The 23,669-nt window shown below is 54.4% G+C and carries 23 protein-coding genes; 11 read left to right on the plus strand and 12 right to left on the minus strand.

Annotation, left to right across the window (positions count from 1 at the left end):
• The first annotated feature begins 195 nt into the window (after positions 1–195).
• Positions 196–1,209 carry a tRNA (adenosine(37)-N6)-threonylcarbamoyltransferase complex transferase subunit TsaD gene (tsaD, locus tag DB48_RS10860; protein ID WP_041510298.1) on the plus strand — a complete coding sequence of 338 codons (1,014 nt, stop codon included), beginning with the start codon at positions 196–198 and terminating at the stop codon, positions 1,207–1,209.
• Positions 1,210–1,522: 313 nt separating this feature from the next.
• Here tsaD and plsY read toward each other — a convergent pair whose 3' ends face one another.
• Positions 1,523–2,134: a glycerol-3-phosphate 1-O-acyltransferase PlsY gene (plsY, locus tag DB48_RS10865; protein WP_082035626.1), complete on the minus strand. Its 612-nt coding sequence runs from the start codon at positions 2,132–2,134 to the stop codon at positions 1,523–1,525.
• A gap of 296 nt (positions 2,135–2,430) precedes the next feature.
• Between plsY and folB the strand changes: the two genes are divergently transcribed.
• From folB to DB48_RS10890, 5 genes are all read left to right on the plus strand, one after another.
• Positions 2,431–2,784 (plus strand): dihydroneopterin aldolase, encoded by a 354-nt coding sequence (gene folB / locus DB48_RS10870; protein WP_041510299.1) that lies wholly within the window; start codon positions 2,431–2,433, stop codon positions 2,782–2,784.
• A 4-nt stretch (positions 2,785–2,788) separates the two neighbouring features.
• The gene (gene folK / locus DB48_RS10875) at positions 2,789–3,280 is read left to right on the plus strand and encodes a 2-amino-4-hydroxy-6-hydroxymethyldihydropteridine diphosphokinase (RefSeq protein ID WP_041510362.1); all 492 of its coding nucleotides are present in this window, start codon (positions 2,789–2,791) and stop codon (positions 3,278–3,280) included.
• A gap of 35 nt (positions 3,281–3,315) precedes the next feature.
• Positions 3,316–4,116 (plus strand): undecaprenyl-diphosphate phosphatase, encoded by an 801-nt coding sequence (locus DB48_RS10880; RefSeq protein WP_041510300.1) that lies wholly within the window; start codon positions 3,316–3,318, stop codon positions 4,114–4,116.
• A gap of 34 nt (positions 4,117–4,150) precedes the next feature.
• On the plus strand, positions 4,151–4,975 hold the full coding sequence (locus DB48_RS10885; protein ID WP_041510301.1) for a putative RNA methyltransferase: 825 nt from the start codon (positions 4,151–4,153) through the stop codon (positions 4,973–4,975).
• A gap of 93 nt (positions 4,976–5,068) precedes the next feature.
• Positions 5,069–6,010: a L,D-transpeptidase family protein gene (locus DB48_RS10890; RefSeq protein ID WP_052813755.1), complete on the plus strand. Its 942-nt coding sequence runs from the start codon at positions 5,069–5,071 to the stop codon at positions 6,008–6,010.
• Between the two features lie 747 nt (positions 6,011–6,757).
• On the opposite strand, the gene DB48_RS10895 is transcribed toward DB48_RS10890, so the two are convergent.
• Positions 6,758–7,024: an Lpp/OprI family alanine-zipper lipoprotein gene (locus DB48_RS10895; RefSeq protein WP_011864811.1), complete on the minus strand. Its 267-nt coding sequence runs from the start codon at positions 7,022–7,024 to the stop codon at positions 6,758–6,760.
• A gap of 209 nt (positions 7,025–7,233) precedes the next feature.
• Positions 7,234–8,475: a multifunctional CCA addition/repair protein gene (locus tag DB48_RS10900; RefSeq protein WP_041510302.1), complete on the minus strand. Its 1,242-nt coding sequence runs from the start codon at positions 8,473–8,475 to the stop codon at positions 7,234–7,236.
• 188 nt (positions 8,476–8,663) lie between these two features.
• On the opposite strand from DB48_RS10900, the gene DB48_RS10905 reads away from it, so the two are divergent.
• A complete protein-coding gene (locus tag DB48_RS10905; RefSeq protein WP_041510303.1) occupies positions 8,664–10,388 on the plus strand; it encodes an ExeA family protein in 1,725 nt (574 codons plus the stop codon).
• Complete coding sequence (locus DB48_RS10910; protein ID WP_041510304.1) at positions 10,388–11,488, plus strand: general secretion pathway protein GspB; 1,101 nt, start codon at positions 10,388–10,390, stop codon at positions 11,486–11,488. The genes DB48_RS10905 and DB48_RS10910 overlap by 1 nt, the downstream gene beginning before the upstream one ends.
• 94 nt (positions 11,489–11,582) lie before the next feature.
• Here DB48_RS10910 and nhaD read toward each other — a convergent pair whose 3' ends face one another.
• The 4 genes from nhaD to DB48_RS10925 all read right to left on the minus strand — a co-directional run bounded on the left by nhaD (position 11,583) and on the right by DB48_RS10925 (position 15,743).
• Positions 11,583–12,830, minus strand: coding sequence for a sodium:proton antiporter NhaD (nhaD, locus tag DB48_RS10915; protein ID WP_041510305.1), 1,248 nt, complete (start codon positions 12,828–12,830; stop codon positions 11,583–11,585).
• Positions 12,831–13,130: 300 nt separating this feature from the next.
• On the minus strand, positions 13,131–13,382 hold the full coding sequence (locus tag DB48_RS20105; RefSeq protein ID WP_152619145.1) for a hypothetical protein: 252 nt from the start codon (positions 13,380–13,382) through the stop codon (positions 13,131–13,133).
• A gap of 27 nt (positions 13,383–13,409) precedes the next feature.
• The gene (gene hemL, locus DB48_RS10920; protein WP_041510306.1) at positions 13,410–14,696 is read right to left on the minus strand and encodes a glutamate-1-semialdehyde 2,1-aminomutase; all 1,287 of its coding nucleotides are present in this window, start codon (positions 14,694–14,696) and stop codon (positions 13,410–13,412) included.
• Positions 14,697–14,723: 27 nt separating this feature from the next.
• Positions 14,724–15,743 (minus strand): aspartate carbamoyltransferase, encoded by a 1,020-nt coding sequence (locus tag DB48_RS10925; protein WP_041510307.1) that lies wholly within the window; start codon positions 15,741–15,743, stop codon positions 14,724–14,726.
• 422 nt (positions 15,744–16,165) lie between these two features.
• Here DB48_RS10925 and DB48_RS10930 point away from each other — a divergent pair, with 422 nt between their 5' ends.
• Positions 16,166–16,672 carry a 2TM domain-containing protein gene (locus DB48_RS10930; RefSeq protein WP_041510308.1) on the plus strand — a complete coding sequence of 169 codons (507 nt, stop codon included), beginning with the start codon at positions 16,166–16,168 and terminating at the stop codon, positions 16,670–16,672.
• A gap of 55 nt (positions 16,673–16,727) precedes the next feature.
• On the opposite strand, the gene DB48_RS10935 is transcribed toward DB48_RS10930, so the two are convergent.
• Complete coding sequence (locus DB48_RS10935) at positions 16,728–18,437, minus strand: chloride channel protein (RefSeq protein ID WP_041510309.1); 1,710 nt, start codon at positions 18,435–18,437, stop codon at positions 16,728–16,730.
• Between the two features lie 75 nt (positions 18,438–18,512).
• Between DB48_RS10935 and DB48_RS10940 the strand changes: the two genes are divergently transcribed.
• Complete coding sequence (locus DB48_RS10940; RefSeq protein ID WP_041510310.1) at positions 18,513–19,430, plus strand: DUF6776 family protein; 918 nt, start codon at positions 18,513–18,515, stop codon at positions 19,428–19,430.
• The gene (erpA, locus tag DB48_RS10945; protein ID WP_011864821.1) at positions 19,423–19,773 is read left to right on the plus strand and encodes an iron-sulfur cluster insertion protein ErpA; all 351 of its coding nucleotides are present in this window, start codon (positions 19,423–19,425) and stop codon (positions 19,771–19,773) included. The genes DB48_RS10940 and erpA overlap by 8 nt, the downstream gene beginning before the upstream one ends.
• A gap of 149 nt (positions 19,774–19,922) precedes the next feature.
• Here the strand turns inward: erpA and DB48_RS10950 are convergent, their stop codons facing one another.
• The 4 genes from DB48_RS10950 to DB48_RS10965 form a co-directional block, all read right to left on the minus strand.
• Positions 19,923–20,465 carry a hypothetical protein gene (locus DB48_RS10950; protein ID WP_041510364.1) on the minus strand — a complete coding sequence of 181 codons (543 nt, stop codon included), beginning with the start codon at positions 20,463–20,465 and terminating at the stop codon, positions 19,923–19,925.
• Between the two features lie 46 nt (positions 20,466–20,511).
• Positions 20,512–20,883 carry a DUF2750 domain-containing protein gene (locus DB48_RS10955; RefSeq protein ID WP_041510311.1) on the minus strand — a complete coding sequence of 124 codons (372 nt, stop codon included), beginning with the start codon at positions 20,881–20,883 and terminating at the stop codon, positions 20,512–20,514.
• 102 nt (positions 20,884–20,985) lie between these two features.
• The gene (locus DB48_RS10960) at positions 20,986–22,095 is read right to left on the minus strand and encodes an anhydro-N-acetylmuramic acid kinase (RefSeq protein WP_041510312.1); all 1,110 of its coding nucleotides are present in this window, start codon (positions 22,093–22,095) and stop codon (positions 20,986–20,988) included.
• A gap of 38 nt (positions 22,096–22,133) precedes the next feature.
• On the minus strand, positions 22,134–23,609 hold the full coding sequence (locus tag DB48_RS10965; protein WP_041510313.1) for a peptidoglycan DD-metalloendopeptidase family protein: 1,476 nt from the start codon (positions 23,607–23,609) through the stop codon (positions 22,134–22,136).
• Positions 23,610–23,669: the final 60 nt, after the last annotated feature.

Consider the following 23,669-nt stretch of genomic DNA (forward strand, 5'->3'; position numbering starts at 1 on the left):
AGCAACATCTTTAAGTTTAGCATTTCCTTGTGTCCCTATCATGACCGACCAGGTGAAGGTTCCTGGTGCATGCCCCATGGCATCTGGGCTTGGCCTTTATAAGTGGGTGAATCGACAGGGGCGCGCAATCCATTGGTATTTCCGCGGGCAAGCAGGTAAAATTGGCCGCCACTTTATTTAGCTTGATGAGGAAAAATGCGAGTTTTAGGTATAGAGACATCTTGTGATGAGACAGGTATCGCCGTCTATGATGACGAAAAAGGCCTGTTATCTCATGCACTTTACAGTCAAGTGAAACTGCACGCCGACTACGGTGGCGTAGTGCCTGAGCTCGCATCGCGCGACCATGTGCGCAAGATCATCCCGCTCATTAGGCAGGCCCTGAAAGAGGCTGATTCGACCCAGGATGATATCGACGCCATCGCCTATACCAAGGGCCCAGGTTTAGTGGGCGCACTCTTAGTGGGCGCCTGTGTGGGGCGCTCGCTAGCTTTTTCCTGGGGTAAACCTGCCGTAGGCGTACATCATATGGAAGGCCATCTGCTGGCGCCCATGTTGGAAGAGGATGTGCCCGAATTCCCCTTCCTGGCGCTACTGGTCTCTGGCGGCCACTCTATGATGGTGGCAGTAGAAGGCATAGGTCGTTATCAGGTGCTGGGTGAATCTGTGGATGATGCCGCCGGTGAGGCCTTCGACAAGACGGCTAAGTTGATGGGGCTGGATTATCCAGGTGGCCCAAGACTGGCCAAGCTGGCCGCCCAAGGCGAGCCAAACTGCTACCGCTTCCCGCGTCCGATGACGGACCGCCCAGGCCTGGACTTTAGCTTCTCTGGCCTGAAGACCTTTGCCGCCAACACCATCGCCGATGAGCCCGATGATGAGCAGACCCGTGCCAATATCGCTCGCGCCTTCGAAGAGGCCGTGGTCGATACCTTAGCCATCAAGTGTAAACGCGCCCTGAAGCAGACCGGCTATAATCGCTTGGTGATCGCCGGCGGTGTGAGTGCCAACAGCCGACTGCGTGAGAGTCTGGCGGAGATGATGCAGGGACTCGGCGGTAGGGTCTATTATCCGAGAGGAGAGTTCTGTACCGACAACGGCGCTATGATCGCCTATGCCGGCATGCAGCGCCTCAAGGCCGATCAGCTTGAGCCGCTTTCCGTTAAGGGAATGCCACGTTGGCCGCTGGACTCGCTTCCGCCGGTGTAATCTAATACCAATCGTAATAAATAATTGATCATTCTAGCTTGTTAAAACGCTCGATAACTGCATTAATATTTTTAATTGTAGAATAACTACTTATCTAAAAATCCTGCTTTGTTCTCAAGCGTTTTTCCTGCGCTATTTCTGATCAAATACTTACTGTGATTGGTATAACGCCTTATTCTTGCCTTTAAGCCCTTCGAGAGAAGGGCTTTTTGTTGCGCGCTTGCTTGGCGTCTGTGAGGTTTGATTGAGCGAGTGGCATGCTTCGGGGAGGTCGAAGCGGAACAAGGGGACCAAGGGGGAGGCGTTCTGCCGCTCAGTTGCCGTCGGTGCGCTTCTTACGTGAGACCTTAGATTCTTCGCCCTTGAGCAGGCGATGGATGTTTTCCTTGTGACGTATGATGATCAGCAAGGAAAGCATGGCCACCGGCACGGTAAAGCGCTCGTCGAAATACCAGGTATAGGCCGGGGCGAGCAGGGCAGTGACTATGGCGGCGAGTGACGAGTAGCGACAAATCAACACCATAACAATCCAGGTTGCGATCAGCGCCAGTGACAGGTCGGCCCCGATAGGCGCCATGGCGCCAAAGGCGGTAGCGACACCCTTGCCGCCCTTAAACTTAAAGAAGATGGGGAAGATATGGCCCAGACAGGCGGCGATGGCAATCACCCCCAATGAGACGGCGTCGACGCCGAGACGGAAGGCGACATAGGCGGGTACCGCGCCCTTCAGCATGTCGAACAGCAAAACCATGGCGGCGGCACTGGCACCACCTATGCGCAGCACATTGGTTGCCCCTGGGTTGCCTGAGCCTTGGCTACGAGGATCCGGTAATCCTCTGAGTCGACAAACTAGCACGGCACTGGATATCGAACCTGCAAGGTAAGCGGTCAATATCATCGCTAGAGTCAGCAGCGTTAAGCTCAAATTGGTTTCCTTATCCTTCTTAAGGTATCATCCCGCCCTAGTTATTGAGGCGGCTGATTAAACCTTGTATTTTACGCACTGGTTGATTGGGCATGTAATGATAACGGGCGATTTGGCATCCGTTTTCTAATCCCTGATTCGTTGTCATTACAGTCGCTTATCCTACTTGGGTTTTCGGCTGCACGAAAGGGGTAATCACAGATTATCTGTGTGATCCGAGGCATTATAACCATATTGGTCGTTGTAGCTTATTAGACCTCTTTTATTACCTAATTTTTTGCCTATCGGGAGGCATCATGGACAAGGTACTTATTTCACAGCTCAAAGTCGAAACCGTGATCGGTATTTATGAGTGGGAAAAGCAGATCCATCAAAACCTGCTGATCGATCTCGAGATGGCCTGGGACAACAGCCTGGCGGCAGCCAATGACGACTACCAACAAGCCCTGTGTTACGAAACCGTCTCTAACCGGCTCACGGCCCTGATCACCGAGAAGCCGATAGAACTTATCGAGACGGTGGCGCAGATGTGTGCCGATTGCGTGATGGATGAATTTAATGTGCCTTGGGTAAAGGTTAGGGTGATGAAGCCCGGCGCCGTCCCCAGTGCCCAGGCGGTGGGTGTCGAGATTGAGCGAGGTCATCTGTAACCTTATGGCACGCATCTTCATCAGTATTGGCAGTAATATTCACCCAGAGGACTACTTCAATGCCGCCCTCAAGGCCTTAAGTGCGCATTTCGATAACCTGTGTCTCTCCAGTGTGTTTGAGAGTGAGGCGGTCGGTTTTGACGGCAGCAATTTTCTCAACATGGTGGTTGCCGCCGATACCGAGTTAGGCATCGCCGAGGTGGTGGCCTTGTTCAAGCAGATAGAGTCAGACAATGGTCGTTTGCCGGGAGCCAAGAAGTTTAGTCCCCGCACGCTGGATCTGGATCTGCTGCTCTACGACGACCTAGTCACAGACTCCCCAATCCCGCTGCCGCGCGCCGAGATCACCACCAACGCCTTCGTGCTCTGGCCGCTGGCGGAGATCGCCCCCGAGCGGGTACACCCGGTGGCGCAGCTTTCCTACCAAACCCTGTGGGACAATTATGATAAGTCGCAGCAGAAGCTGTGGCCTGTCGAATTTCAATGGTCTTATTAATTTTTCTTACCCGACCCAAATCTTAAAGGATAATCATGGATATTTTTCAGGTAATTGTTTTGGCTCTGATCCAAGGCCTGACTGAGTTTTTACCTATCTCTAGCTCCGCGCATCTCATCTTACCCGCTCAGTTGCTCGACTGGCAGGATCAGGGGCTGACCTTCGACGTAGCGGTGAATACGGGGTCGCTGCTTGCCGTGGTGATCTATTTTCGCCGCGAGCTCTTCTCCATGTTTACCGCCTGGACCGGCAGCCTGGTGTCGCGTAAGCAGACCCAAGAGAGCAAGCTGGCCTGGTGGATCATCCTGGCGACCATTCCTGCGGTGATCTTTGGCTTTACCGCCAAAGACTTCATCTCGACCCATCTGAGAAACATCGAGGTGATCGCTACTACGACCATCGTCTTCGGTCTATTGCTCTGGTGGGCGGATAAGCTAAACCGCGAAGGCTTTAGCGAGTTTCAGGTAGGCTGGAAGAAGGCTCTGCTGATCGGTTTTGCCCAGGCGATGGCGCTGATCCCCGGCACCTCACGTTCGGGCGCGACCATTACCGCGGCGTTGGCACTGGGTCTAAGCCGCGAGGCGGCGGCGCGTTTCTCTTTCCTGATGTCTGTACCTGTGAGTCTGGGCGCCGCGCTCTTAGTGGTGAAAGACTTGCTATCCAGCCAGGAGGCGATCGATTATCAGGCGCTGGTACTGGGTACTGGGCTGTCGTTCGTTGCCGCCTATCTCTGTATTCATTACTTCTTGAAGATCATCAGTCGCATGGGGATGACGCCGTTTGTTATCTATCGTCTCGCCTTGGGGGCTATCCTGTGTGTGGTGATTTTTGCCTGATGGTCGATAAGTCAATCTTACTTAAGAGAGTCCTATGAAGAGTCATTACTTGTGTCCCCTCTGCCAGGCGCCGATGAATGTGCATCAAGACTCTCAGGGTCTGCACTGCGCCAATAAACACCATTTCGATAAGGGGGCACAGGGTTACTGGGTGTTCAGCCAACCGAAGAAGCCCCATATCGATTCGCGTCAGCTGATGCGCGCCAAACATTTCTTGTTGGAATCAGGGATCTTCACGCCCGTTATCGAGGCGCTGCAGCGTCAGCTAGGCGATCTATTGCCAAGCGATGCTAGGCTGTCGCATCTGGATATCGACAGCGGTGAAGGCTATTACCTGCGCTCCCTCGATGGCGTGTTTAAGGCATTAGGCCTGGCTGTTGAGCAGACAGGTGTCGCCGAGGCGGATAACGCCCTGTTCGTGGCGGCGAAGGCGCAGCCTGAAGCCTGCCTGATCCAGAGCCAGCTCAAGACCTTGCCCTTCGCGGATGACTGTTTCGATTTGGTGAGCCTGTTTGACAAGCCGCTCAAAGGCAAGGAGCCCCTGCGGCTGCTTAAGCCTGGCGGCACATTTGTGTGGTTATCGCCGGGTCCGCGTCATCTGTGGCAGATAAGAGAGTTTATCTATCCAAACCTGACCGAGAAGGGCGGTGAGCCACAGCAGCCTAAGGGGGTAAGCCTGGTGGCGAGCGAACGTATTAGCTACTCCCTGGCACTTAGCGGCGAGCAGGCGCTGACCCTGCTGGAGATGACCCCCTTTGCCTGGCGAGCCAATGACAAGATAAAGCGTCAGATCGCCCAGCAGAATTTTGAATCGCTTCAGATCGATCTCTATCTCACCTTAGCGACGAAAGATGCTTAGGTGAAAGTACAATTATTCACCACTAGAAAATCCCGGCGGCTCGGGTTACCCTTTGAGCCAAACCTTTAACTCGATTTTTGGAAATCCGTTTCGATGATGCGTAAATTGCTGTTGCTCATCTTGAGTCTCGCGCCATTGCAGTTACTTGCCAATGTCTACTCCCTGCCAGCCAATGGCGGTCGCCTCGTCGGCGAGTTGCAGACCCATGTGGTTCAGAAGGGGGACTACTTCAAAACCATCGCCGATAAATACAATATCGGTATCTTGGAGTTGATGGAAACTAACCCCGGGGTGGATCCTTTCCTGCCGACACCCGGCACCGAGTTGGTGATCCCCACCCAGATGCTGCTGCCAGACGTGCCCCGCAAGGGCATAGTGATCAACCTGCCAGAGCTGCGTCTCTACTATTTCCCTAAGAATGGCCGTGAGGTGCATGTCTTTCCTGTGGGCATTGGTCGCATCGGTCGTGAAACCCCAGAGATGACCACCAAGATCAAGGCGCGTATTCCTAATCCGAGCTGGACGCCGCCGGCGAGCCTGCGCGCCGAGCATCTGCGTGAGCGCGGCGAGGTATTGCCTCCCGTGGTGCCCGCTGGCCCTGATAACCCGCTGGGTAAGTATGCCATGCAGCTCTCCTATGGCGACGGCAGCTACCTGATCCATGGTACCAACAAGGATTTCGGTATCGGCATGCGAGTCAGTGCCGGTTGTATCAGGCTTAATCCCGATGATATCGAGTGGCTATTCCACCAGGCCAAATATGGCGATAGCGTAAGGGTGATCAATCAAACGGTGAAGATCGCCTCGGAGCCCGATGGTCGTCAGATCATCGAGGTGCACTCGCCGCTGTCAAAGACGGAAGATCAGCCGCGAGAGAAGGTGATCAGCCTGAGCAGCAAGGTAGTGAAGTTTATCAGTCAGGAAAGCGTCGACAACACTAGGGCAAACGATGCCCTGCTGACGCAGAACGGTATCCCTATGGTGATCTCTCATCCACCGCTGACGGCGTCTCAGGATTTAGAGGTAACCCCCTAGGCTAGCTTTTATAGGTTTAGCGTTGAGCGACTCATGCTCACTTATCAAGGCGTCCATTGGGCGCCTTTTTTATGGGCGTTTTTCTAAGGCTAGTGTGGCGCGAGTATCAGCGAGTTTAGGTCAAGAAATAAGAGGGGTGGCCAGGTCTGAATGCTTAAACGATTTGTTTAATACCAATCGTAATAAACAATTGATCATTCTAGCTTGTTAAAACGCTCGATAACTGTATTAGTATTTTTAATTGTAGAATAATTACTTAACCTCAACTCCGGATAATCTAAGTCTCTCAGCACGGCTCTTTTAGCGCCTAACGTCGTTAAAATCAACGCAATAGACCAGCTATTGTCTTATGATTTTGCCTTGTTTTGCATCTAAAATGGCCGCACTGAGTCATGAGATAATATTGCTATTATGCAAATCAAAGAATGATAGCCTTTCTTATCCAGAGTTCAGGTTACTTATCTAAAAATCCTGCTTTGTTCTCAAGCGTTTTTCCTGCGCTATTTCTGATCACATATTTACTGTGAGTGGTATAAAAGACAGTCTCATAAGGCAAGCCATATGACTAGCTCAAAGGATTCACGCAAAGGATTAGCTCAAAGGATTCGCGCAAAGGATTGGCTTAAATGAGTGAGAAAAACTGGGGCTTAGGAGCGTGGGGGGATATTCAGTCTTGGGGAAACGAGTTTGAGGTGATGTCGGGGGAAAATATATCGGCAACACAGGTGTGTTGCCGATACAGACACATTACTTCTTGTAAGAAGAAGCGATGTTGTCGATGCGGTCGTTAGCACGCTTAGCTTCAGCTTGTGCGTCCATCGCAGCAGCTTTTGCATCTTTAACGTCAGCAGCAAGAGCACCTTGCTCAGACTTCAGAGAGCTAACTTCAGCAGATAACTGGTCAACTTTGTTGCCTAGGTTAGCAACGCTTTCTTCTAGAGCAGTAGTGTTTGCGCAACCACCAAGAAGGGCAGTCATTGCTACGCCAGCAATCATCAGTACTTTTTTGTTCATTGGGAAATCCCTTTAAATAAGTTGGATTGAAATGGAGCAGCCGAAAAGTACAACTGCAACTGGTTAATTATGTCATAGCCAATTTATATTGCTATGAATTTTCACCCTAAGGTCGTAATACAATATCTCATGATTGTGCAAAATCAAGCCTGTCGAGGGTTTTTGCTCAAATTTTGGCTTATGATCACTAAAACTTAACGAACACTTAGCTATGGCTTTGCATTTAAGGCGGTTTTTCCCTTGTACTGGGCGATGGCCTCGACCCTTAGCTTCTGTAACTGTGCCTTGATCTCGGCGCCCTTAAAACCCGCCTCTATGATAGGTTTTATCTCGACGTCGCGCGCCAGTTCAAAACAGTGCTGCACATAGGCTCCTTGGGGGTAGGGACTGTCCTCTAAACCCGTGCGTCCCTTGCTGTCTGCTTCACAGGCGAGCAGCAGCTGCGGCAGCCTTTCGGGCTTACGCCAGAGATCGGCCTTGTCGAACAACTTGACTAAGGTCTCGGGTCTCAGCTCGAAGGCGTTATGGATATTCTGATGTTGGTCACTCACCAGGAGTGCCAGATCCCGATAGTCGTTGGGGACACGAAAACGCTCGCACAGGGCGCGGATCAGCGGCAGGCCTTTTTGACCATGGCCGTGATGCTTAGGCAGGTGCTCCTTGGGAGACAGCGCCTTACCCAGGTCGTGTACCAAAGCCGCAAATCGTACCTGTTTGTCCTGGCTGAGTCTGGCCGCCTGTTCTAATACCATGAGCGTATGTATGCCGGTATCTATCTCGGGGTGATACTGCTCGGGTTGGGGGATACCAAACAGCGCCTCGATCTCGGGAAACAGTATGGCTAATCCGCCGGCTTCTCTGAGCACCTCGAAGAATACCTGTGGCGCTTCGGTGGCTAGCGCCTTATCCAGCTCCTGAAACACGCGCTCTGGCGTTAGCGCCTCTAGCTCGCCGCTTGCGGCAATTTTTTGCATCAACGCCATGGTTTCCGGGGCGACCCTGAATCCCTGTGGCTGAAAACGGGCGGCGAAACGGGCGACTCTGAGCACCCGCAGCGGATCTTCTACGAAGGCGTCGGACACATGCCTGAGCAGGCGCCGCTCGATATCCTCTTTGCCGCCATAGGGGTCGAAGATCTGCCCCTGTTCATCCTGGGCGATGGCGTTGATGGTGAGATCGCGCCGCAGCAGATCCTCCTCCAGGGTGACATCCGGCGCGGCGTAGACGCTAAAGCCGCCATAACCTTTACCCGTCTTGCGCTCGGTGCGTGCCAGGGCATACTCTTGTTGCGTCTTGGGGTGGAGAAACACGGGGAAATCTTTGCCGACCTGTCTATAACCCTTGTCGAGCATCTCTTGGGCCGTGGCGCCTACCACCATGTAGTCACGATCTTTTATGGGAATATTGAGTAACTGGTCGCGGACGGCGCCGCCAACTAAATAGATCTTCACGTCTCACCAAGGGATAACTTTATATTTGGCCTAAGCTTATCATGGCAAGTCGTCGGGCCGCATCCTTTCGCCGTGCTGATAGCTGGCTTTAGGCGCGGCTGTGGCGCAATTAAATGGGGGGAAGTTTTGACAACGTCTCCCCTAGGGATTAATTTGAATCGTCATTATTATTTTGGGACTGAGGCGGCATGTACAAGGCGTTTTACGGACTAAGCGATAACCCGTTTTCGATCGCACCCAACCCTCATTATCTGTTCTTGAGCGACAGACATAGAGAGGCGTTGGCACATTTAACCTATGGATTGGGTGAAACCGGTGGTTTTGTCTTGTTAACCGGCGAGGTGGGCACGGGAAAGACCACAGTGTCACGTTGCCTGCTCAAGCAGCTGCCCGAGAATACCGATACCGCCTTCATCCTCAACCCCTCGCTGACCGAACTCGAGCTGCTTGCCACCCTGTGTGACGAGCTGGGCGTACACTATGGTGAGTCGCCGACCCTGAAACAGCTTACGGATCAGCTGAGTCAGTTTTTGCTGACCAACCATGAGAAGGGGCGCAATACCGTCCTTATCATCGACGAGGCGCAGCATCTGCGCGCCGAGGTACTGGAACAGCTCAGGTTATTGACCAACCTAGAGACAGATACCAAGAAGTTGTTGCAGGTGATCCTTATCGGTCAGCCCGAGCTGCAACAGCTGCTCAAGCGTCAGGAGCTAAGACAGCTGGCCCAGCGCATCACCGCTCGTTATCACCTGCTGCCCCTCACTCAGCAGGAGATCGCCCTCTATGTGCAGCACAGGCTGCAGGTGGCAGGCCGTCACGAGCCGCTGTTTCATCGCAGTGCCATCAAGGTGCTACACCAATACAGCGGCGGCATCCCGCGCCTGATTAACCTATTGTGTGAGCGTGCTCTGATGGCGGGTTATGCCCAGTCTAAGGTGCCTATCGACGCCAACATGGTGAGAACCGCTGCCAGCGAAGTCCTGGGGGAAGAGATCAAGCAGCGCAAACTGCTTTGGCCGGCAACCGCAGCAACGCTTATCCTGGCGACCTTTGCCGGTGCCTTCTACTTCTTTAATCTGCAGGGGCAAGGCGGCATAGTACAGGCCAGTGAACCCGCGGGGACGAGTACGCAGCAAGCCGGTCAGAGCCAAAGCCAAAGTAGTTTCACACCGGAGACGCAGACACAAGCCGCCCAGACACAAGTCGGTCAGCGACCTGCTAGTCAGACAAATCGTCAGCAAGCCGAAGAGACCTATGCCAGCCTGAGCGCCGATCAGCAGATATTGCGTCAGGCGATCGCCCAGAGCCGTAACATAGATACCGCCTATGCCAGCATACTGGGTCTGTGGGACAAGGCGCCCTACGTCGGCCTGACCGCCTGTCAGTCGGCCAAGCAGCAGGGACTTGATTGCTTCCAGCAGCAGGGCAACTGGCACTCGCTGGTGCGTCTCAACTATCCAGCCGTGGTCTATCTGCAGGATGCGCGCGGCGAGCCTTTCTATGGCACAGTCGTATCGCGCCAAGGTGAGCAGCTGTTGCTGCAACTGGCGGAGCAACAGCTTTGGGTCGACAGAGACTGGTTTACCCGTCACTTTGCCGGCACCTTCGAGCTCCTATGGCAGGCGCCAAGCTATCAGCCTAAGGAGATAGGCCGAGGCTCGGCTCAGGCGCAGATCCAGTGGCTGGAGAATGCCCTGGCGCAGATCCAGAACAAGCCTGCCCGCCTGGTGCAATATTTCGACGCCGAACTCGAGCAGTCCTTGATGGACTTCCAGCGTCAGCATGGCCTGCGCGCCGATGCCATCGCCGGTAGCCAGACCTTAGTGCAACTCAACCTCTATCTCAGCGATAAGGGGCCAAGATTGCAAGAGGGACTACAGGGGAGAGTGCAAGGCGAGGGGCGTTACTGATGTCAATCCTTCTCGATGCGGTGACCCGTGCAAAACAGCAAGATCAGCAGCTAGACCCTGTGATCACGCCTAGGGCCCAATATGAGGCGATGCAGCCCAAATGGCCTTTGGTGGTCAAGTTGGGGCTGGTGGGCACGGGGCTTGGCGGGGCAATCGCCCTTGCCTGGGTGCTAAGTGGTCAGGGATCTCTCGCCACTCAAGGGCAGGCTGAGTCTTTATCTGCTGGGCAAGCTCAGGCAGTTCAATCCAAGGCTGTTCAGCCAAAGGCCGCCGAACCAAAGGCCATAGAAGCAAAGGCCGTCAAATCAGAGACTACTCAGCCGCTTGTAAGCCAGAGTGCACAGTCAGGCAATGATGCCAGCAATGGGACTGGTATCAAGCTGGCGGGCAAGGTCGCACTGCCCGTGCCGGTGGAACGCCCAAGTCTCAGGGCCGAGGCGAGCAACCCAGCGACTGTCGCGGCGCAGCCAAGGCGCCAGCCGGCCGAGATACAAAGCGTTGCCAGGAATAAGGCGCTAGGCAATGACGATGTGAGCGCTCAAAGCAGCGAGGAGCCGATTATCCTAGGTGCCAACGCCAATCAGCGTGGCCGCGATCTACTCAGCTCTCTAAAGGCCCAGGTGGATGAAGCGGCTGCAGATGTCGGCCTAGAGTCGGCCTATGTGGCAGAGCAGGGCTCGGAGCAGGCATTAGATCAGATGTCGCAGCAGCTCCCGGAGCCTGCTGCCCAGCAGCGCCCCGCGGTGAAGGATACCAGCAAGCTGGTGGCCGCCTTCGAGGCCGCGCTCAAGGAGGTGGAGAAGGAGAACGCCGTCGCCACACCTGTGACCGAGCCTAAGCTAGATCCTATTCCAGTACCCCAAGCGGATGAGCTGCCAAAGTATGGTCAGTTGCCGGCGGGGATCCAGCTACAGGTGCCCGAGTTCAACATTCTGGCCCATGTCTATGCTAACGATCCTAAGAACCGCTGGTTGAATGTGGATGGCGCCGAGTTACAACAGGGTGACATGATTGGCGGTAAGCTCAAGATAGTCGAGATACGCCCAAGAGACGTGGTGTTAGAGGTGGCGGGCACAGAGTTTAAGGTGCCGGCTATCTAGCGAGCATTATGGGCGACTCATGAGCGCTTTGATGATACAAAAAAGGCGATGAATCATTCATCGCCTTTTTCATGTTTGGCTGTCGCCAACACCTCTAGCCGTAAAACTCGTAGGCCAGTAGCAGGGTCAGGCCGTAACCACAGGTATAACACAGCGCCAGCGCAGGTACGTACTTGAGGTAGGTGACGAAGGTGAGCTCTTTCACCTTACTCATGGCGATGATACCCGCCGCGCTACCTATCACCAGCAGCGAGCCACCCACGCCCACCGAGTAGGTGAGTCCTAACCACTCTGGGGTGTTAAGCACAGGTTCTGCTTTGAGCAGCGCCGCGGTCAGGGGGACGTTATCCAGAATCGCCGAGCCGATACCCGTCACGAAGTTAGAGATGTTAGGATCAAACTTGGCATACACATCGGTCAGCAGATGCAGGGTGCCGATCTCTTTCAGCATGCCCACCAGCAGCAGGATCCCTAAGAAGAAGAGCAGGGTATCGAACTCCACCTGACGGATATATTCGAGGATCTGTAGCTCCTCCTTGTTGCTGCGCTGCAGTGTGCCCATCAGGAACATCACCGACAGGCCCGACAGGAAGGTCAGTACAGGCGGAATACCGAAGAAGATATTGAGCACCATGGTCATTATGATGGTGATCAGGAAGATGAGGGCAATAAATACATCCAGCTTGCTGTATTGACGCTTGATGGGGGTGGTGCTCACATGGCCTTCCGCCTTTAGCGAGAAGAGTACCGCCAGCAGCATGACGCTGATCGCCGCCGGGATAAATAGCAGGAGTAGCTGTGAGATATGGACGTGGCCGCCGAGGAAGATCATTAGGGTGGTCACATCGCCGGTGATCAGCGCCACACCGCCCGAGTTTACCGCGAAGATGATGAGTACCGACATGCGGCGCTTCATCTGGCTCTCGAGTTGGAAGGTGGTCAACAAGCCCAGCGAAACCAGGGTCGCGGTCACGTTATCACAGATGGCCGACAGTACCAGGGAGAAGAGGGCCACCTGGATCATCAGCATGCGCACAGAGACCTTCTGGGGAAACAGTTTTTGCACCAGGATCTGAATCATGCCTTTGGCGTTTAGGTAGGCCACGAAGGTCATGGTCGACATCAGGAAGAGCCAGAGCGTTGCGATTTCCAGCAGGTTGTGGTCCAGCTCCTCTGCCACTAGATGCTGGTGGCTGGGATCCCGCGCCGCAACAAATAAGGTGATCCAGGCGATACAGCCGAAAAAGAGGGTGGTTTTAGCCTTATTAATGTGGGTAACTTCTTCAAAAATAATGCTTAATAGCGCTAGCACAGCAAGTGTGATCAGGAAAATGTTGAGCATACATTTGTTCCTACGGCTGATAGTAAATCTCGCTCGGCAGAGTAGAGGCGGTATGATTTACATCAAGGTTTGGTTAAGGTTGTTGTGTTAGGCGGCGATCTGACCATAGGATGAGATAATACGCAAGTGTTACCTTAGTCTAATTTCGCTGGAAAATGCGATCTTGCGCACGCCTAGTCTTTTGAACTAGCGGAATATTTTTTGATTCCTTGGATCTGTGGTGAAAGGTGCTGAATTCTCACCACTCTATGTCTGCAGCTTAGTTTATCCTGCTGATAATCGCTCGTGTTACGATAGTCTCTACTGTCGGCGGCTGATAGGGTGGAATAATTTATTTACGAACGGCAGCTGGCCAGGTTTATCCTGTACAGGCCGCTTGATCTCGGGAGAATTGATGTCGGGAGAATTGATGTCGGGTGAATTGATGTCGGGTGAATTGATGCCGGGTTGATTGGTGTTGGGTGAATTGAGCTTAGGCCTTAATTGAGCATTGCGTGCATCGCCGATAAACGCCGGGTAACAAAAAAGGACGCCTAGGCGTCCTTTTGTCATTGTCTGTCATATCACTCGCGGCGCGAGTTACTTGGCCATACGGGCAAACACACGGTCGGCAGCGGCCAGAGTCTCTTCCAGCTCCTTCTCGCCGTGTGCCATAGATAGGAAGCCTGCTTCATAGGCGCTCGGTGCCAAGTAAACACCTTCGTCCAGCATGCCGTGGTAGAAGGCGCGGAAGGCGTCTGCATCACACTGAGTCACCTGATCGAAGCGGGTAACCTTTTCCAGCTCGGTGAAGAAGAAGCCGAACATGCCGCCCACATAGTTGATGCTTAGTGGAATACCATGCTTGTTGGCCGCGGCCTTGAAGCCTTCGGCGATACGCTTGGTCTTAGCCGCTAGCTCTTCATACAGGCCTTCGGCGCACAGCTCTTCCATCTGTGCCAGACCCGCCGACATGGCGATAGGGTTACCCGACAGGGTGCCCGCCTGATAGACAGGACCGGTAGGAGCGATAAACTGCATTACCTCTTTACGGCCGCCAAAGGCACCGACTGGCATACCGCCGCCGATCACCTTACCCAAGGTAGTCAGGTCAGGGGTAATGCCATAGTGGCCTTGTGCACCACTCTTAGAGACGCGGAAGCCTGTCATTACCTCGTCGATGATCAGCAGGGCGCCATACTGGTCACACAGGGCGCGCAGACCCTCGAGGAAGCCAGGAATAGGCGGAATGCAGTTCATGTTACCGGCAACCGGCTCAAGGATGATACAGGCGATCTCTTCTGGGTACTGCTCGAACAGCGCTTTAACCGACTCCAGCTCGTTATAAACCGCGGTCAGCGTGTGCTTAGCGAAATCTTCAGGGATGCCCGGTGAGCTTGGCTGACCTAGCGTCAGGGCGCCAGAGCCGGCCTTAACCAGCAGGCAGTCGGCGTGGCCGTGGTAGCAGCCTTCAAACTTGAGGATCTTGTCGCGATTGGTAAAGCCGCGTGCCAGACGGATGGCGCTCATGGTGGCTTCGGTACCAGAGCTCACCATGCGAACCTGCTCCATCGAAGGCACCATCTCGATCACCTTCTCGGCCATACGCACCTCAAGTTCGGTTGGCGCGCCGAAAGAGAGACCATTTTCTACCGCATCTAACACGGCCTGGCGGATCTTTGGATGATTATGACCCAAGATCATCGGGCCCCAAGAGCCAACATAGTCGATATAGGCCTTGCCGTCGGCATCATAGATGTAGGCGCCGTCAGCCTTCTCGATGAAACGTGGTGAACCACCGACGCCGTTGAAGGCACGCACGGGTGAGTTTACGCCACCAGGGATAGTTTTCTTAGCCTGCTCAAATAGGGTTTCAGAACGGGTCATTCTAGATCCTTTAAAGTCGTTGCCAGATTAAAAATCGGCTTTTTGTGAATACCAATTTACCGGACATTCGTGTTGTTCCAGCTGGGAATCAACACCTAATGTCAACGCAAACAGCGCCATGCGGATAAGCAATCCGTTGTCTGCCTGTCTGAAGATAGCCAAGTTTGGATGACTGTTGAGGTCGTTGTCCAGCTCGTTGGCCTGCTCTCTAGAATCGCGAGGCAGCGGATGCATGATCACTGTATTCGATTTGCAATGCTGTGTGTAAATATTGTGGTTTAATCGGAACTTACCACGATACTTGTTGGCCTCTTCCTGTGAAGGAAAACGCTCTTCTTGAATACGCGTCAGGTAGAGTATATCAGCCTGATCTAAATTGCCTTCAAGTTGATCTGTTATTGTGATCTTATGCCCAGCATTTTCAATGTCATCGATCACATAGTCTGGCATTGCCAGCTCTTTGGGGGAGATTAGCGTGAAGCTCACATCCTTGTACATGCACAGCAGGCGCGATAGCGAGTGAACTGTGCGGCCAAACTTGAGATCGCCCACCATGGCAATGTGCATGCCGCTGATGGTGCGGCCACCGGCGGCCAGCTCTTTCTGAATGGTGAACAGGTCCAGCAGTGCCTGGGTCGGGTGCTCATTGGGGCCATCGCCACCGTTGATCACAGGCACACGACTGCCTTCGGCAAACTCTCTGACCGAGTAGGCATCGGGATGGCGCATGGCGATCACATCCGAGTAGCTCGACAGCACGCGGGCGGTGTCGTAGAGCGACTCGCCTTTCGACAGCGATGAGGTGCCTATGCCAACGGTTTCGTTGACCTTGCCGCCCAGCAGGTTAAAGGCGCTACCGAAGCTGACCCGGGTGCGGGTGCTGGGTTCGAAAAACAGATTACCCAGAATCGCGCCATCGAGTACCGTGGTACGTTTTTGTCTGAGGGCATAGGGAGTCATTCGCGATGCAACGCTAAAGATCTCTTGTACGGCATCGAGATTGAGTTGGTTTACCGAGAGGATGTGTGAACCTTGAAACTGAGTCATCAGCCTTTATTTCCAATTTCGGGGGGCAAAATGGCCGAAGCAGATGGTCATTTTGCCCTAAGTTATGTAGGGTGGCTGAGGCGACACTATACCAGACATAGCGAGGCGGTGGAATAACTTGCCGAGCATATTTGCGTGTTGGCCCAAGCTTTGCTGGGCCAAGGCTTGCGGCCTAAGCCCTGCGGGCCAAATTGGCCATCAAGCAGGGGCAATTAACTGGCCATCGACCCGCTTGGCAAAGCCTGTTTGTCCATCGTGTGTGGCTTGTTTCTTGTTTGTAACTTATTGAAAATAAATGAGTGTCATAGGCGTGTCGTGCTTATGTCGTGTAGCAGTCGTGCTCAAGTCGCTTAGACGCCGTGGTGGGACAAATCGGCAAGGACTAAGCTGGCATCTCCAATTAAACGAGGTTAAGGAAAACAATGATCATTCGTAAATTACGTCTTCAGCGGGCCTGGTCGCAGGAACAACTAGCGCAGAATTCAGGCCTTAACGTGCGCACCGTACAGCGTATAGAGCGTGGTCAGAAGGCGAGTCTCGAATCATTGAAATCTTTAGCCGCAGTATTTGAGGTGCCACTGGAGGCGCTGCAACAGGAGATGGATATGAATACGACAATGGATAAGCAAACCAAGGACGCAACAGAGGAAAGATTGCAGCCCGTGAGCCATGATGAGCGCGCCGCCATCGAGTATGTCAAAGAGCTGAAAGGCTTCTATAGCAATCTGGCGACCATGGCGATTGTCTTGCCACTGCTTTATCTGCTGAATCTGATGATAAGCCCGGGTTATATGTGGGTCTGGTGGGTCGTGCTGGGCTGGGGCGGCGGGGCCGTGCTGCATGCCATCTCGGTATTCGAGCCCTTTAGCCTGTTTGGCGCGAATTGGGAGAAGCGTCAGATAGAGAAGCGACTCAAGCGCAGGCTGTAATTATTTAGGCCTTTAGCAGGTGCCGCTCAGCCTGGTTGATAAAAGCTGGCGCCTGCTATATCTGCCCCTGGTTGATCTCTTTTTGCAGCATCACCCAGCTGATCACCCCGACCACATTTTCACGCTTGTCCTGATAGATAAACACCTCGCCGCGACGCTCCTTGGACAGAATATCGTACACCTCCTTCAGGGTAGCGGTGTCGACGACGCCTTCGATAGGATGGCGGGTGAGTGTGCTCATCTCCTCGGAGACCTGCAGCTCCAGGTGCAACATCTCCATCTGGCCCTGATTGTTTTGCATCAATACCGAGCGGCCCTCGGCGCGCTTGAGCACCTCCAGCAGCAGCTCGTCGTTGTCTCTTACAATCACGAAGCGCTTGTCCATCACGGCGCGCACCCCCTTCTTCTGCAGGCCGAGCTTGACCGAGGAGACCTTATAGTCTAGCCCCATCAACTCTATCTGCTTGTAGAACAGCGACTTGGTATTGAACGCCTGATGGGCGATCAGAAACGCCGGAATAGTCACGAACATAGACGGCAAGATGATGGCGGCGTTATTGGTCAGCTCCAGCAGGGCGACCAGCGCCGCCAGCGGCGCACTGAGGCAGACCCCCATCATGGCCGTCATGCCTATGATGGTGTAGAGGCCCACATAGGGGGTGATGGTGGGAAACAAGATGGCGCTGACCACTGCCAAGATGGCGCCAATCAGGGCGCCGATGCCAAATAGCGGGCCTATGATGCCCCCGGGAATGCCCAGGCCAATGGCGGCGATGGTGGCGATGATTTTCCCCAGCAACAAGCCGACCAGTAGTGACAGGCTGGGGTGTTCGCTAATGGCGTGGCTAATGGCTAAGTCGCCGCTGCCCAGTGCCTGGGGCAGGAAGAAGCCTATGATGGTGGTGATAAGCCCGGCGAGCAGCAGGCGTAAGATCAGAGGATGTTGCTGCCCCTTGGCGGTGACTTTCAACAGGGTGTGATTAAACAGGGCGGCGATACAACCTAAGGTGATGCCACAGAGTGCCAGCACAGGATATTGCGACAGGGGGATATGACTTACCCCTATCTGGTCATATTCGTGGATATTGCCAAATACCAGCTGGCTGGAGAGGGCGCCGCAGATGGCCGAGAGCATGATGGGGAAGAAGTAATGTACCTTGTATTCCCTCAGTATCACCTCGAACACAAAGATCACCGCAGCCAGGGGGGCGTTGAAGGTGGCCGCGATACCGGCGGCGATGCCGCTGGCGCACATGATGCGCACGCTGTTGTCGGGCAGCTTAAACTTCTCCGCCATCACGCTGGCACTTACCGCGCCCAAGTGAATCGCCGGGCCTTCGCGGCCGACGGAGAAGTTGGTCGCCAGGGCAAACAGCGCCTGGAAAAATTGCCCCGGGGCGGACTGCAGGGGGATCTTGCCGTAGTGCAGCTTCATCCTTTGCATCACATAGGCGATCCCCATGCGTTTGTAGCGCTTAGATCCCAAAATGGCCACAAACCAGATTAAGATCGCCCCTAAAAGTGGCAATAGGACTCGCCAGTCACCTAAGTTGCCAGTAAACTGCCACTCTTGGGTCTGAGTGAGGTGGTTAAGCCACTGCAGCAGAAGTCGAAAGAGGATGATCACGCCAGAGGCCACCAGGGCGAAGGCGAGGGCGAGGCCACAAAGCTGAACGCTGATCTTGGCCTGGGCCAGTTTGTCTTTGAGGTCGGTATTCAGGTATTTCTGGCATTGCTGTATGGCGCTGTTTATTCTGAGCTGCACAGTAACCTTCCGGATCAATCGTTAGTAACGCTTCGCGGGGCGAATGAAAAAATTATCATAAGGGGCTAGTACTTAATGCCAAATTATCATCGCTGGGTCGATCGCATGCAAGTGCTCGAACGAAAAATTAGACCTTCGAGCGTTTATCTGTTTTGTTTAGTGATCGTCGCCTTCTTACTCGGCGTGTTAACCTGGGACCTCTGGTCCGCCAATCATTCTGTGACACAGACGCATTCCACCGCAAAAGAAGCCGAGCTACGCCAGGCGCTCAAGGAGCAGGCCGAGGTATTGGCCTCGCGCAACCTCGAGCTGTCCCTTGAGCGTGAAGCCAACAGCAACATGCAGAAGATGTTTCTCGAGCAGCACCAGAAACAGAAGTCGCTGGACAGAGAACTCGCCTTCTACCGCAGCATCATGGCGCCCGAGCATCAGGCCGATGGCGTCGCCATCCACGGCCTGGAGATGACCCCGGGTCCGCTGGCCAATCAATTTCAGGTCAAGTTAGTGCTCACTCAGCTGCAGAAACGTAAGCAGGCATTGAAGGGTCAAGCCAAGCTCGTCTTTGTCGGCGTGCAGCAGGGTAAGATGGTGAATCTGCCACTGTCGTCGTTAACCGATGCCAAGTTTGCCTTTAGCTTCCGCTATTTCCAGACCCTGGAGGCGCAGATCACCCTGCCGACCGGCTTCGAGCTGTCCCGGGTTGAGACAGAGGTGATAGTGCCCGCCAGCCGTTGGAGCAAGGGCGCCAAGGCGCAGCAGAGCTTTACCGCCCAGGAACTCCTTGCCACACCAGAGCCAGAAAATGAGGTGGGCGCACGCTCCGGCGGCGAGCCCAATGCGATAGAGGAGCCCCATGCGGACGAGGCTTACGCCCCCGCCGAGGAGGGCGAAGGGTCACAGATTTCAACAGAGCCACGACTATTACTTGAACAAAATAGTCAGGTATCGGATAATTCCGCTCAGCAAACCGATGTAAGAGGTAGTAATGACTGAACAAGCTGAAGATACAATGCCAATTCGTTTTACCGACGCGGCAGCAGCCAAGGTAAAAACCTTATTGGAGGAAGAGCAAAACGATGCGCTTAAGTTACGTGTATACGTGACCGGTGGCGGGTGCTCAGGTTTTCAGTATGGCTTTACATTCGATGAGAAGGTCAACGAAGGTGACTTTACCGTTGAGAAACAAGGGGTTCAACTGGTTGTTGATCCTATGAGCCTGCAATACCTGGTAGGCGGTGAAGTGGATTACACCTCTGGACTTGAAGGTTCACGTTTCTTCGTGAAGAACCCCAACGCCACCACCACCTGTGGCTGTGGTGCCAGCTTCTCGGTTTAAGCCTCCCGTAGCGAGAACCGAATGCCGCCGATGAGCGCATAAACAAAAAGCCAGCATAGCTGGCTTTTTTGTGTCATTTTTATACCAAGCGTAACAAAGGATTGATCACTGTAAATACTGTGATTGGTATTAGCCCCATACTGGCTGGCCTATTTCATGATATTCATGCTGTTCTTAATATGGCAGTAGGCCTTCACCTTAGGGGTAAAGGCTATCCACACCTGCACCAACGCGAGCAGTATCAGTACAGTGAACACTAACCAATCGGGCAGCTTGCCCTGCCAATCGCCCAGGTGAAAGGTCGACGGACCGGCCACCAGGTTGTCGGGGTCGTATAAGATCACCGGCAGCAGGCTCACCAGCGCGAGCTGGATAATGGTGTAGCCCCTTAACATATAGAGCCCGGCTTTTTGCCGGCCCAGCACGGCAATCACCATCAGCAGGGTCAGCATGCAAAACAGTACCCCTTGCTTAGCCATCAAGCCGCTGACAGAGGCCAGCGTCAGGAGCAGCAACATCGCGAGCAGGCGCTTAGGCAGCCTGGCCTTTATCGGCTGCTGGTTGGCGGCCTGGGCACTTTCTGCTAGGGCACTTTCAGTTAGGGCGCTTTCTGCTAGGGCACTCTCTGCTTGTGCGTTAGCCGTTTGAGCCGCCTCTACTTGAGCTTCTGCCTGCGCTGTCGTCTCTGTCATCTCAGACGGTGACACCTTGTTCTCTCCCATGATCTTACAGGGCCGATTAGTGACGCTGCTTAGGCGTCAGGCGCTGTTCCAGCTCATAGGGCGGGATCACCACGCCGAGATCTTCCTGTACCGGGAAGACGGCGACAAACAGGTCGTCGTCCTGCATGCCGGGCACCCAGCGTTCCAGCCACTCATCCAGGGAGATGGCCAGTGGGATGCAATCTGCCCAGTCATCAATCGCCCACATCTTGGCGGATTCTTCACAGGGCCACATTGGGATGCAGTCTTCATCTTCGGTGGTCAGCATGACGCAGCCGTCGACATCCTGCAGTGTCCACAGGGTCTTGTTGGCCTTGGCTTGTTCGACGAGGTAGTCGTAACGGGCCTCAGGGGTCATCTGGCTAGCATCTTTTGCACTCTTGGTCATTGCAGTCTCTTCATTAATTTGCGGCAGGGCCGATTGGCGCTCATGATAACATCGCTTGCGCCCCTCGCTAACCGTTTTTTACGCGGGCTAGGGCGCTCTTGCTCAGTTGCCGGGGAACAGGCCGCCGAGTACAGTCTCACGGCTGGCGCCCGTGACCGCAGGCAGGTTACCGGGCAGGCCGAGCTTGTGGCGCATGGCGAGCCAGGCGAAGGCGATGCCCTCTACCCATTGAGGATCTATCCCTAGGCTGGCGGTGGTATGTACCTGATAGCCGGGCAGTAGCTTGGCCAGGCGGCTGAGTAGCTCGGTGTTAAAGGCGCCGCCACCGCAGACATATAGCTCGGCCTTATCGGTGAGCTTGAGGCAGTCGTTAGCGATGCTGTGGCAGGTGAGATCCAGCAGGGTAGATTGAATATCCGCCTCATGCAGATAGCCAAAATCGGCGGTCTGCTGCTCGAGCCAGGCCTGGTTAAACAACTCCCGTCCGGTACTCTTAGGCGCGCTTAATGAGAAATAGGAGTGCGACAGCATCTGCTTGAGCAGTTGCTGGTCTGTCTTGCCGCTGGCCGCCCAGGCGCCGTCCTTGTCGTATGCCTCGCCCTGCACCTGCTTTATCCAGGTGTCGATAAGCGTGTTGCCCGGGCCGTTATCGAAACCGATGACCGCGCTGGCATCGCCTGGCAGATAGGTGATGTTAGAGATGCCTCCTATGTTGAGGATCATCCGCTGATGGCCTGTTCGGGCAAACAGCTCCTGATGGAAGGCAGGCACCAAAGGCGCGCCCTGACCGCCCAGGGCGATATCTTTGCGGCGAAAGTCTGCGATGACGTCTATGCCGGTGAGGGCGGCGATGGTGTTGGGGTCGCCAATCTGCAGGGTAAAGCCCAGCTCCAGGTTAGGCATGTGACGTACCGTCTGGCCGTGGCTGCCGATGGCCATGATCTGGTGTCTGTCTACGCCACTCTTGGCCAGTAGGCCTTCGACGGCCTGGGCAAACAGCTTACCGACGCTGCGATCCAGTATGCCCATACGGTTGATCTCATCTGAGCCCGATTGGCACAGACGCTGCAGTCCGCTCAGCAGATGGCTCGGCAGGGGCTCGGTATGGGTGTCAACCAAGGTGATCTTATCGTCGGTGAAGTCGACCAGTACGGCGTCGACGCCATCCATGCTAGTGCCCGACATCAGGCCGATATAGTAATGTTTGCTCATCTAGGTGTCCTGGGGTCTGTTGACCCAAAAAGAGAGACTCACTGGGAGGCCAATTGCACTTGCTTGTTTTGTTCAAGTTTAGCCATCAATTGCTTACTCAAGGCGAGGAAGCTGGATTTTTCCTTGCGATCTATGGGCAGAGACTGGGGCAGCTTGACCGTGCGCGGATTACGGTGCACGCCGTTAACGATAAACTCGTAATGCAGGTGGGCGCCGGTGACGCGACCGGTAGAGCCCAGGGTGCCGATGATCTGTCCCTGTTTTACCGTCTGTCCCTGCTTGACCTTGCGCTTCTTGAGATGAAGATACTTGGTGGTATAGGTCTCATTATGCTTAATGAAGACATAGTTACCATTGTATTGGTTGTAGCCGGACTTGATCACCCGGCCCTTACCCGCAGCCTTGATGGGGGTGCCGACCGCCGCCACATAGTCCACGCCTCTGTGGGCCTTGACCTGTCCTGTGACTGGGTGGAGGCGACGCGGATTGAAGCTTGAGCTGACATATTTAAAGTCCACCGGTGAGCGCAGGAAGGCCTTACGCATGCTGCGCCCCTCGTCGGAATAGTAGTTGCCGTCCTTATAGCGCACCGCCGTGTAGCGATCGCCCTGGTTGTAGAACTCGGCGGCCAGGATATTGCCGTTACGCAGGAACTCGCCGTCGGCGTATTCCTCTTCAAACAAAATGGCGAAGTTGTCGCCCTGGCGCAGATCCAGGGCAAAGTCGATATCCCAGCCGAAGATGGTGGCCAGCTGCATGATCTGGTTGGGGGTTAAACCCGCGCCGACGCCGGCGTTCCAGAAGTTGCTGCTGATGGTGGCGCTGGCAAACTTGGTGCGGCTTTCCACCGTCTTCTTGATGATCTCTTCGCTGTAGCCCTTGTCATCCTTGCAGATCTTCAGGGTCGAGATGGGGTCTAAGTGGTAGACCACCCGCTTGAGCTGGCCGGCATCGTCTTTGACGATACTGATCTCTTCGCCGGGCAGGATCTTTAACAGGTTCTTCTTGGCCTTGGGCAGCTGGGTGATCTCATACACGTCGCGGGCGCTCAGGCCGGCGCGCTTAAACAGGGCCGCCAGGGTGTCGCCGCTGCGCACGGTAAAGTCTTCGCTGGTCTCGTTTTCCTCGTCTGGCTCGGCGGTCATTGGGGGCGCAGCTACCTGGGTCAGGGCGCTCTCATTTAGGTCGAGGCTAGCGTTAAGGTCGAGGTTGCCGCTCTCTTGGGTATTGCGGGCAATCTCATCGGCGCTGGGCGGCTCGGGCGTACGAAAGGCCAGCGGTACGGGATAGGCGTAGCCCTTGGTCTTGATGTCGTCTGAGTTTTCGATGGACGGGCCGTTACCGGCCTGCTCGCCCAGGCGGATCTTGCCCGACAGTGCCGTCTTGGTGTTGCGCGATGCCTCGGCATCTTCGGAGGGGAGAAATATCACGCCTATGGTGATCATCACTAAGACACTCAATACGATTTGATGCAATCTGGGTAACAGTTTTAAGAGTGTGATGATCTTTCCCATTGACTCCGATACCAATTTCTAACACTTAAGCCGATCCTGTTAGTGTACACTCTTTCATTT

Origin of the sequence: Shewanella sp. cp20 (assembly GCF_000832025.1) — a bacterium.
Lineage (GTDB): Bacteria > Pseudomonadota > Gammaproteobacteria > Enterobacterales > Shewanellaceae > Shewanella.

Coding starts and splice junctions, on each gene's coding strand:
- tsaD (WP_041510298.1), top strand. CDS start 196: ATGCGAGTTTTAGGTATAGAGACATCTTGTGATGAGACAGGTATCGCC.
- folB (WP_041510299.1), top strand. CDS start 2,431: ATGGACAAGGTACTTATTTCACAGCTCAAAGTCGAAACCGTGATCGGT.
- folK (WP_041510362.1), top strand. CDS start 2,789: ATGGCACGCATCTTCATCAGTATTGGCAGTAATATTCACCCAGAGGAC.
- DB48_RS10880 (WP_041510300.1), top strand. CDS start 3,316: ATGGATATTTTTCAGGTAATTGTTTTGGCTCTGATCCAAGGCCTGACT.
- DB48_RS10885 (WP_041510301.1), top strand. CDS start 4,151: ATGAAGAGTCATTACTTGTGTCCCCTCTGCCAGGCGCCGATGAATGTG.
- DB48_RS10890 (WP_052813755.1), top strand. CDS start 5,069: ATGATGCGTAAATTGCTGTTGCTCATCTTGAGTCTCGCGCCATTGCAG.
- DB48_RS10895 (WP_011864811.1), bottom strand. CDS start 7,024: ATGAACAAAAAAGTACTGATGATTGCTGGCGTAGCAATGACTGCCCTT.
- DB48_RS10905 (WP_041510303.1), top strand. CDS start 8,664: ATGTACAAGGCGTTTTACGGACTAAGCGATAACCCGTTTTCGATCGCA.
- DB48_RS10910 (WP_041510304.1), top strand. CDS start 10,388: ATGTCAATCCTTCTCGATGCGGTGACCCGTGCAAAACAGCAAGATCAG.
- nhaD (WP_041510305.1), bottom strand. CDS start 12,830: ATGCTCAACATTTTCCTGATCACACTTGCTGTGCTAGCGCTATTAAGC.
- DB48_RS20105 (WP_152619145.1), bottom strand. CDS start 13,382: ATGACAAAAGGACGCCTAGGCGTCCTTTTTTGTTACCCGGCGTTTATC.
- hemL (WP_041510306.1), bottom strand. CDS start 14,696: ATGACCCGTTCTGAAACCCTATTTGAGCAGGCTAAGAAAACTATCCCT.
- DB48_RS10925 (WP_041510307.1), bottom strand. CDS start 15,743: ATGACTCAGTTTCAAGGTTCACACATCCTCTCGGTAAACCAACTCAAT.
- DB48_RS10930 (WP_041510308.1), top strand. CDS start 16,166: ATGATCATTCGTAAATTACGTCTTCAGCGGGCCTGGTCGCAGGAACAA.
- DB48_RS10940 (WP_041510310.1), top strand. CDS start 18,513: ATGCCAAATTATCATCGCTGGGTCGATCGCATGCAAGTGCTCGAACGA.
- erpA (WP_011864821.1), top strand. CDS start 19,423: ATGACTGAACAAGCTGAAGATACAATGCCAATTCGTTTTACCGACGCG.
- DB48_RS10950 (WP_041510364.1), bottom strand. CDS start 20,465: ATGACAGAGACGACAGCGCAGGCAGAAGCTCAAGTAGAGGCGGCTCAA.
- DB48_RS10955 (WP_041510311.1), bottom strand. CDS start 20,883: ATGACCAAGAGTGCAAAAGATGCTAGCCAGATGACCCCTGAGGCCCGT.
- DB48_RS10960 (WP_041510312.1), bottom strand. CDS start 22,095: ATGAGCAAACATTACTATATCGGCCTGATGTCGGGCACTAGCATGGAT.
- DB48_RS10965 (WP_041510313.1), bottom strand. CDS start 23,609: ATGGGAAAGATCATCACACTCTTAAAACTGTTACCCAGATTGCATCAA.